Origin of the sequence: Pseudoalteromonas sp. TAE79 (assembly GCF_000498015.1) — a bacterium.
Lineage (GTDB): Bacteria > Pseudomonadota > Gammaproteobacteria > Enterobacterales > Alteromonadaceae > Pseudoalteromonas.
Genome location: NZ_AUTL01000178.1, coordinates 1 through 8,630, shown reverse-complemented (window position 1 = coordinate 8,630; position 8,630 = coordinate 1). Strand labels below are relative to the sequence as shown.

The 8,630-nt window shown below is 36.8% G+C and carries 9 protein-coding genes; 7 read left to right on the top strand and 2 right to left on the bottom strand.

Annotated elements, in window-relative coordinates:
• A partial coding sequence (locus L655_RS0113745) for a DEAD/DEAH box helicase (protein ID WP_024605334.1) occupies positions 1–1,471 on the bottom strand: 1,471 nt, incomplete at its 3' end.
• Between the two features lie 159 nt (positions 1,472–1,630).
• The gene (locus L655_RS0113740) at positions 1,631–1,894 is read right to left on the bottom strand and encodes a GrxA family glutaredoxin (protein ID WP_024605333.1); all 264 of its coding nucleotides are present in this window, start codon (positions 1,892–1,894) and stop codon (positions 1,631–1,633) included.
• 257 nt (positions 1,895–2,151) lie between these two features.
• On the opposite strand from L655_RS0113740, the gene L655_RS01000000125620 reads away from it, so the two are divergent.
• The 7 genes from L655_RS01000000125620 to L655_RS0113705 all read left to right on the top strand — a co-directional run.
• The gene (locus L655_RS01000000125620) at positions 2,152–2,832 is read left to right on the top strand and encodes a hypothetical protein (RefSeq protein WP_241764492.1); all 681 of its coding nucleotides are present in this window, start codon (positions 2,152–2,154) and stop codon (positions 2,830–2,832) included.
• 41 nt (positions 2,833–2,873) lie between these two features.
• Positions 2,874–3,188, top strand: coding sequence for a response regulator (locus tag L655_RS1000000128030; protein WP_241764491.1), 315 nt, complete (start codon positions 2,874–2,876; stop codon positions 3,186–3,188).
• 22 nt (positions 3,189–3,210) lie between these two features.
• Positions 3,211–3,819, top strand: a complete 609-nt coding sequence (locus L655_RS0113730) for an isochorismatase family protein (RefSeq protein WP_024605332.1) — start codon at positions 3,211–3,213, stop codon at positions 3,817–3,819.
• Entirely contained in the window at positions 3,812–6,622 is a 2,811-nt protein-coding gene (locus tag L655_RS0113725) for a PAS domain-containing hybrid sensor histidine kinase/response regulator (RefSeq protein ID WP_024605331.1), read from the top strand. Before L655_RS0113730 ends, L655_RS0113725 begins: the two co-directional genes overlap by 8 nt.
• 328 nt (positions 6,623–6,950) lie before the next feature.
• Positions 6,951–7,241, top strand: a complete 291-nt coding sequence (locus L655_RS0113720; protein WP_024605330.1) for a hypothetical protein — start codon at positions 6,951–6,953, stop codon at positions 7,239–7,241.
• Between the two features lie 426 nt (positions 7,242–7,667).
• The gene (locus tag L655_RS0113710) at positions 7,668–8,300 is read left to right on the top strand and encodes an EAL domain-containing protein (RefSeq protein ID WP_241764490.1); all 633 of its coding nucleotides are present in this window, start codon (positions 7,668–7,670) and stop codon (positions 8,298–8,300) included.
• Positions 8,301–8,374: 74 nt separating this feature from the next.
• Positions 8,375–8,630: transposase DNA-binding-containing protein (locus tag L655_RS0113705; protein WP_029751894.1), on the top strand; the 256-nt coding region annotated here is incomplete at its 3' end.

Genomic DNA, 8,630 nt, shown 5'->3' with positions numbered 1-8,630 from the left:
CCATAGGACCTGCATCACGGCTGTTACGTTCGCGAGGTTTACGCTCAGCGCGTTCACCACCACGTTCGCCGCCACGTTCGTTACGACGTCCACGGTCACCACGATCGTTGCGTGAATTGCGGTCGTTACGCTCGTTACGTTCACGAGGTTGAATCTTAACTTCTTCAACTTTAATTGGCGACTGTTGCTGTGCTAAACACAGTAACGCACCCGCTAAGCTTTCAAGAGGAAGATCAAGTTTTTCAGCCATGTTAGTAGCTACTTCATTGAAGAACGTGATGTCTTTGTTTTCAAGCGCAATAGTTAATTTTGCTTGTAACGCTTCGATACGTTTTTCTTCAACAATTTTTGCTGTAGGTAATTCAACTTGAGCAATTTCAGATTTCGTATGACGAATGATATTTTTAAGTAAATAACGTTCATTATGTTTTACGAATAAGATTGCTTTACCAGTACGACCAGCACGACCTGTACGGCCGATACGGTGAACGTAGGCTTCAGAATCTTGTGGGATATCGTAGTTGATAACTAAGCTTAAACGGTCAACATCTAGACCACGTGCCGCTACATCTGTTGCAATAACAATGTTTAGCATGCCACTTTTTAAGCGATCTACAGTGCGTTCACGTGCTTGCTGGTTCATGTCACCGTTAAGTGGAGCAGCAGAGAAACCTTCGCGCTCTAATAACTCAGCAAGTTGTACTGTATCGTTACGCGTACGTACGAAAACAATAGCACCTTCATATTGCTCAGCTTCTAAGAAACGAACAATTGCTTTATTTTTATGTACGCTTGCATTCCAAAACACTTGCTCAACAGATGATACTGTAGAGTTACGCGCAGAAATATGAACCTGTTCAGGATTGTTCATATACTTGCTGCTGATGTTTTGAATTTGCTTAGGCATAGTCGCAGAGAAAAGACATGTTTGCTTTTCGCGCGGTGTTTTTTCCATGATGCTTTCTACATCATCGATAAAGCCCATACGTAACATTTCATCGGCTTCATCAAGTACAAGAGCTTGTAGAGCATCAAACTTGATAGTGCCACGGTTAATGTGATCGATTAAACGACCTGGAGTTGCAACAATAACCTGAGCGCCACGACGAAGTGCGCTTAGTTGGATACTGTAGCTTTGGCCACCATATAGTGCCAATACTTCAATACCACGAACATGTTTAGCATATTGTTCGAATGCCTCAGCAACTTGGATCGCAAGCTCACGTGTTGGTGTGAGTACAAGGATCTGTGGCTGTTTCACAGACGGGTCAATATTATTTAGTAATGGCAGTGCAAATGCTGCGGTTTTACCTGTACCCGTTTGAGCTAGTCCCAGTACGTCCTTTCTTTCTAGCAATAACGGTATACATTGAGCTTGGATTTCAGATGGTGTCTTGTAACCCAACTCTTCAACTGCCTTCAAAATTGCAGGAGAAAGATTTAGAGATTCAAACGTGACTGGTTCTGACATTAATACGCCTCAACGAATTTAAAGAGGCGCGTATTATATAGGATTCGCGAGGCAAATGCTTGTATAAATTGAAACTAATTTGTATGTGTTTGATGTTGGTCGAAATTTAACCAGTTAATGTAGGGTTTATTAAACTGGTTAACATATTTAATACAAAGCTTATTTATACAAGCCTAGGTTTTCTTTTGCGTAAGCTTCAAATTCTGTAAATCCACCAATGTGATTTTGGTCTACAAAAATTTGTGGAACAGTAGGGCAAGGCTTACCCGCTGACTTTTCAAGGTCGGCTTTACTAATGCCTTCTTTAATTATGTCGATGTAACGAAATTTAAAGTCATCACGTTCATTTGATAGTTGCTGCGCAACATCTTTTGCACGAACACAATATGGACAACCTTCACGGCCAAAAATTACAGTTAACATAGCTTTCTCCTCAATTTGATTAAAATCAGTTTAAATGATTGAAAAATTATTTAAAGAAAAAAAAATCGATTGCACCATTCTAATAAAAGCATAAATCATATTATGCATAGCAATATGATTTGCAAAATGCGAATGAAAAACCAGAGCCCTGTTTGTCTAATACTTAAGTCTATGAATGCAAGTGTGTTTACAAGAATTAATTTATGGCACATAACTTGATGATGTAGAGCTATACATTGGGTTAACGAGAATGCTTTATGAATATTAATAGTCACGTTTTAGAAATTATCCAAGGAGTAATAGGTAAATATTGTGAAACCCAAAGTCAAAAATTCTCTATTACCTTAATCAATAAGTTGCAATGTAACTACGTCTGTTTGCAAATTTCGCCAGAGCAAATGATTGCACAATGCGAGGCGTTTCTTACTCCGGCGCTAGCAGCAGTAAAGCAGTGCTTTTTACTTAACCTCGAAGCAAATATTCAGGGAGTTAGTATTCACTATCAGATTGATGATTCTGAACAAGTAAACACGTTGGATTTTCACGGGCTCTTAGCAACTAAAGAGTCTGTTAGTTTAGCGCTTGATGTTAGACAAAATGTAGACGTTTTAACTGATTGCGAAGCGTTACTCAAAAGCTGTTTAAAAATGTCAGCTAATACTCACGATCGTTTTGGTTTAAATTTTAAATTATTTAATAGCACGCTTAGAGAGTCTGCACAGCTAGAGGATTTACGCCATCTTAGTGGTAACGCATTAATTGATAAATTAAATAGTGACAGCTTAAATACACACATAAAGTTGTGCTCTATTAACGACATTTACGAGCTGAGCCAAGCTCATAAACTATCTAAAAAAATATTAGGCTGGCCATTTTTTGATACCGACTTAATTACTATTTTAACAACATTTACACACAAACACGTTTATCGGTATTAGTAGCAGACGACAGCTTACCGAGCCAAATTGCTACAAAAGTAATGCTTGAAATGCTGGGCTGCTTAGTAACGTGTGCAGAAAATGGTGCCAGTGCATTAACGCTTGCTCAAAATGAACCATTTGACTTGCTACTTTTAGATGAGCGTATGCCAGGAATGTTTGGTAGCGATGTGGCGCAGCAATTAGTTAGGCAAAATACACCTAATAACAATACTCCTAAAGTTATTTTAACGGGGTTAACAGGCGATGAGCAAATAGCTGAGTTGTTTGATAAAGGAATTACTCACTATTTACAGAAGCCAGTGACAAAAGCGGTACTTGAGAAATTTATTAAACCTTGGCAGTTAGCCTCTTAAATTGATTAATAAGGAGAGAGTTATGGATGATTTCTCTAAGACAGCACCTATTTTAATTGGTTTTCAAAACAATTACTTTTTGCCAAAAGGCATTTTGTATGACGAGGTTGAAGAGTCATCAAGAATTACTGGCGTGGGGGAAAATACACTCTATTTATTGACCTTCCGGGCAGAGCAATTTGCTTTAGTTATTAATACACCCATTCACTTTACGCAAAACTATAGCGAGCTTAAAAATCCGATTGGTATATTAAAAGTCATTGCGGTGGGGGCATTTAAAGCGGGTTCGTACGGTGCTCAAACCATTAAGCAGCTAGACCTTTTTAGTAATATTATAGAGGTGGTATTTGGGGAAAGAAGTTTAAATGCTTTTACACATATAGGTTTAGCCGAAAACATCAAAAAACATGGGGCCACTAATATAATTTTAGCGGGTACTGTGTCTTCTATCTGTATTGATTCAACTGTGCGCACTGCTGTTGCACGTGGTTCTAATGCCACTATTTTAAGTGACTGCACACCGAGACGCACTCCTTTTGAACAAACTTTTTACTGTGAAGAGGTTTTTCCTCTTTATGCGCGAGTTTGTGATAGTAAAACTTTTATAAAGTATTGGAGAGAGCATGGATAACAACGATGAACTACAAGTGCAAATCCAATATGCATTGGTCGAAAAACTCTCCAATAGTAATCGACGTCAAGCAAAGCTATTAGCTATTTTAGATGAGTGTATTTTTGAGTGTGATAAACATTTGAATTTTACTTATATTAATGAAGCTTGGGAGAAGAAGTTAGGTTACTCAACCGATTCATTAATTGGCTCCAATATTACTAAGTTAATGAATTGCGATGATATTATGCATTTTGTCGCATACAGCTGTTGTTTACTAGAAGGGAAGCAGGCTCCCAGTGTAGAAATACAAATTAAAAGCAGCATCGGGCTCATGAACTGGTTTGAGTTAAGGTTAGTTTATGATGAAAAAAGCGGCTTTATAGGCTCGTTCTATGACATTCAACGTCATAAAGATTCTCAATTATTGCTCACACAACAACAAAAATATGTAAAACGCTTATCGCTTGTTGCAAGCCATACAAATAACTTAGTAATAATTACAGATAAATTTGGCGTAATTGAGTGGGTTAACAATAGTTTTGAAGTACTTACAGGTTACACCTGTGATGAGGTTATAGGCACTAGCCCAGGTCAATTACTGCAAGGGCCAAAAACATGTGAAAAAAGTCGTAAGGTTATGTCTCACGCTATAAAAAATGGGCTTCCTTTTCAAGTTGAAACCACAAATTACGATAAAAATGGTAACGTTTATTGGGTTGCTATTGATGCAAATCCAGTGCGAGATGATGAAGGTAAAGTAAAGCATTTTATCGCTATAGAAACTAATATTACGCAGCGAGTTAAAGCTGAACAAGCAATGGCAGAGATAGAATATAACTACCACTCTGTCGTCGGTAATATTCCTGATATTGTTTTACGCCTTGATACATTTGGCAATTTATTATTTATAAATCAAGCATGGCAACGCGTCTTACACAGCAGTGTAGATGAGAGTCTTGGCTTACCTATAATTAAGTTTATAGCAAAAGAAGATGTAGAAAAAATTAGTAGCACTTTGCTTGATTATAAACAAGGTAAACGTGATATACGTCGCTTTGATATACGTTTGATTAATGCACAAGGCATAAATAATTGGGTTGAAATGACACTTACTCCCATTGTGGGTGGCTACGAAAGCGATTTGTTATCTATTGCCGCAACACTTGTTGATATACAAGAACGTATTGAAAGCGAGCAAATATTGCTTGAAGCTAAACATCAGGCAGAAACATTAGCTGAGTCTAAAAGCCGATTTATGGCAAATATTAGCCATGAAATTCGCACGCCATTAAATGCCGTTATTGGCTCTGCAGATATTTTGCATCATACCGGTTTAACTTCTGAGCAAATGCGTTACACGCAAATGATTAAAACAAGCTCTGATGCATTACTGAGTGTATTGGACGATGTATTAACGTATTCGCGTTTTGAAGCACAAGCTATAACACTCGATAATCAGCCATTTAGTATTGATACGTGTATTGAAGAAGCAATAGATATTATTACCCAAAGTGCTTTGCAAAAAGGGCTTGAGGTTGTTTTTGATTTTTATCCTGATGTACCAGCTCAAGTAATTGGTGATCATGTACGTATAAGGCAAATAGTCATAAATTTATTAGCCAACGCGATTAAGTTTACTCAGCATGGTGCAATAACGGTTACTGTTAAGTGCACTCATATTGAAGGTAATAATTTAAACCTTTATATATCTGTAAAAGACACTGGAATGGGAATCGCAAAAAATAAAATAGAAAGTATGTTTATGCCTTTTATTCAATCAGATAATTCAATTACCCGAAAACATGGTGGTAGTGGCTTAGGCCTTGCGATATGTAAGCAAATTTGTGATGTAGTAGGGGGAGATATTTCGGTTAACTCTGAGCTCAATAAAGGGAGTGAGTTTATCGTTAATTACCCGTTACAAATAGACACAACCGACTCAATATTGCGAGAGGGGTTTGCAGCACGAAGTAAAAAGCCAAGAGTATGGATTGTAGGACATAACCAAATTTTAAAAACCGCGTTGGAGCACACACTGACTCGGTTTTCTATCGCTTTTGAGCACTATGAAATATGCCCAGATATCCCTGAGTATGATAGTTTTCCTGATGCAATTGTATTAACTGATCCTCCAATGCTAGCCCAAACACGCGAGTGTATAAATACATATAACTCCCTTAATTCACCGTGTTTACTTATCTTAGACTTACTAGGTGAAAGCTTATTACCGCAAAATCTTAACGACAGAGAGCTTAGGTTAAATGGCCCTTTTAAAGTATCGCATGTACCGCGAGCAATTAGTTTATTGGAAGAACAGTTATTTCATTTAGATATTATATTTACTAATCGTGAACAAAAAGAAGCCTTAGAAAGCCCTTCAGGGTTAACTCAGTTGAATGGGACCAATGTATTGGTTGCTGAAGATAATACTAATAATCAAATAGTAATAAGGCAGTTTTTAGAGCAAAAAGGCTGTCGGGTACATATTGCTAGTGATGGGCAAGAGGCAATAACCAAGGCTAAAAACAATAAACTTGATATTATTTTTATGGATATCCAGATGCCAATACTAGATGGGATCTCTGCAACTAAAGCAATCAGAAAGTTAGGTATAGCCACTCCTATAATAGCGCTCACAGCAAATGCGATTCATGGTGATAAAGAGCGATTTATTGAAGCGGGGATGAATGATTATTTAGCTAAACCAATTGTAAGTGAAACACTTTATTTATTGCTTGATAAATATGCACCAAAGCAGGCTATTGAATCTAAGCATTTAAAGCTTACTCGTTTAGTGCAAGTGTGGGAAAAGCTGAGTTGAGCAATTGAAGAGCAATATAAAAAGTGGGTTTGTGTTGCATAAAACTTGATAAACGAAGAAATTAACCTAGTATTTTAGGAGTAAGTTAAATTTATTTTTTAGTATTTAATGAGTGTTTTTATTATAGTTTTTCAATTTGATTCGCAAATTGCAATTCAAAATAAAAATACAACGTTACGAATTGTTTTTGGATTCTAAATTACATTTTTAATACTTTGATTTTGTTGTTTATTTTATCTTTCGTTTGTTTTTGTTTAGTTGGCACGGCTTTCGCAACATATTAAATATCAAATCAAGACAATTTAGTTAAATTTTTAAGAGGTGCAATATGCAAACAAATACAAAAGCCAAACAACAACCTAAAAGTAATAATTGGGTACTTACACCTGAAATCATGGTTTTGTCTATTTTGCTTGTAGCTACCTTAGTAATAGGTATTACAGTTCTGCGCGGTAGCGATTCTGTAGAGCCGTTAACGGACATACCGCCGATTACTTTTACACAAGCTGATGTTGAAAATGCACAGTCGATGAGTAATACGTTTGACTCGCAAAATACTAACTATGCACAACATGTAACAGCCCCTAAAAACGAAAATAACGACACTCTTTCAAACTAGAGACTTTTGCGCAGGTAACTATTTATTGTTGCCTGCGTTTTTTTATGTTTCCTATCACCGTTTTAACTTTTTCTCCCTAGCTTTAAAATTACGTGTACGCTTTTTAATTCAAGCTGTGCGTAACTAAATTAGTTTTATCCAGCCTTTCTTAATACTCATCTTCAATTACTAATCCTTACTTTTAGCCAACAATTACTAACTGGTTTCTCTGTGCTGTTTGGGCTTGAGTAAGCTCTTATTTATTAATTTAGGTGCATTGCAAATTGAATTGCAAAATGCAAATAAAATGGAAAAATTTAAATACTCAAATAACTAAACTTAACCTTTTGAATTTGCTGCTTTTATTTTTGTTATATTCACTTTTTAAATGGTCTGTAACTTGCTCTTGATTACATAAGTCACTAAGAGTGAAAATCGGAGCAAAATATGAATGCATTTAAGTACCTAGAATCAGAAAGCCCAGTCAATCTCGCAAGATGGCATGAGTTAGAGAGAATCATGTCGGATGCAATGCAAAATAATTATTTTAAAATGGTTTATCAACCGCTTGTATCATTAGGAACGGGAAAGTTGGTCGGCTTTGAATCGCTAGTAAGGTGCCAATCACCCCGCTTTGGTATTGTAGGCCCTGATGAGTTTATCCCTCATGTAGAGCAATCGGGAATGATTTTAGAATTAGGTGACTGGATTTTTGAGCAATGTTTGTCGGATTTAAAACAGATGCGACATTTTGGTATGACAGATATTGCTGTTTCTTTAAATATTTCACCGGTACAAATTTTAGATGGTGATGTGTTTTCAAAAGTAATGGCTTTGCTAGAAAAACACCAAATACCACCACAAGCCATTAAAGTTGAATTAACGGAAACAGCGCTCATTCATAGTCCTGATAAAATAGCTAAGGCGTTTGAAAACTTCCATAAAGAAGGCGTAAAGGTGTGGATTGATGACTTTGGCACTGGGTATACCTCTTTAGGTTTACTTCGTCAATTTGATATTGATGGTTTAAAAATTGATCGCAGTTTTGTAAGCTGTCTCTTATACACAAATCCCTGCTAAGAAATTAGCGGGGATTTTTTGAACTAAATCTCAATGTCATGATCAGATCTTCAAATCTTGTTTGAGGGCACATTATGATTAACGAACATACTCATTGGGCAAAACAACAATTCGGTAAATCGGACTTAGGTGATCCAAGAAGAACAGTGCGTCTGGTAAAGTTAGCATCAACGCTTGCAAATGAACCAGGAAAACCACTTGTAAACATCACTCAATCCCCCGCCGATATGGAAGGTGCCTACCGCTTTATTCGCAACGAGAATATTGACGCAACGGCTATAGCAGAGTCAGGCTTTAAAGCCACGGTTGAACAAGCAAAAAGTCATAACT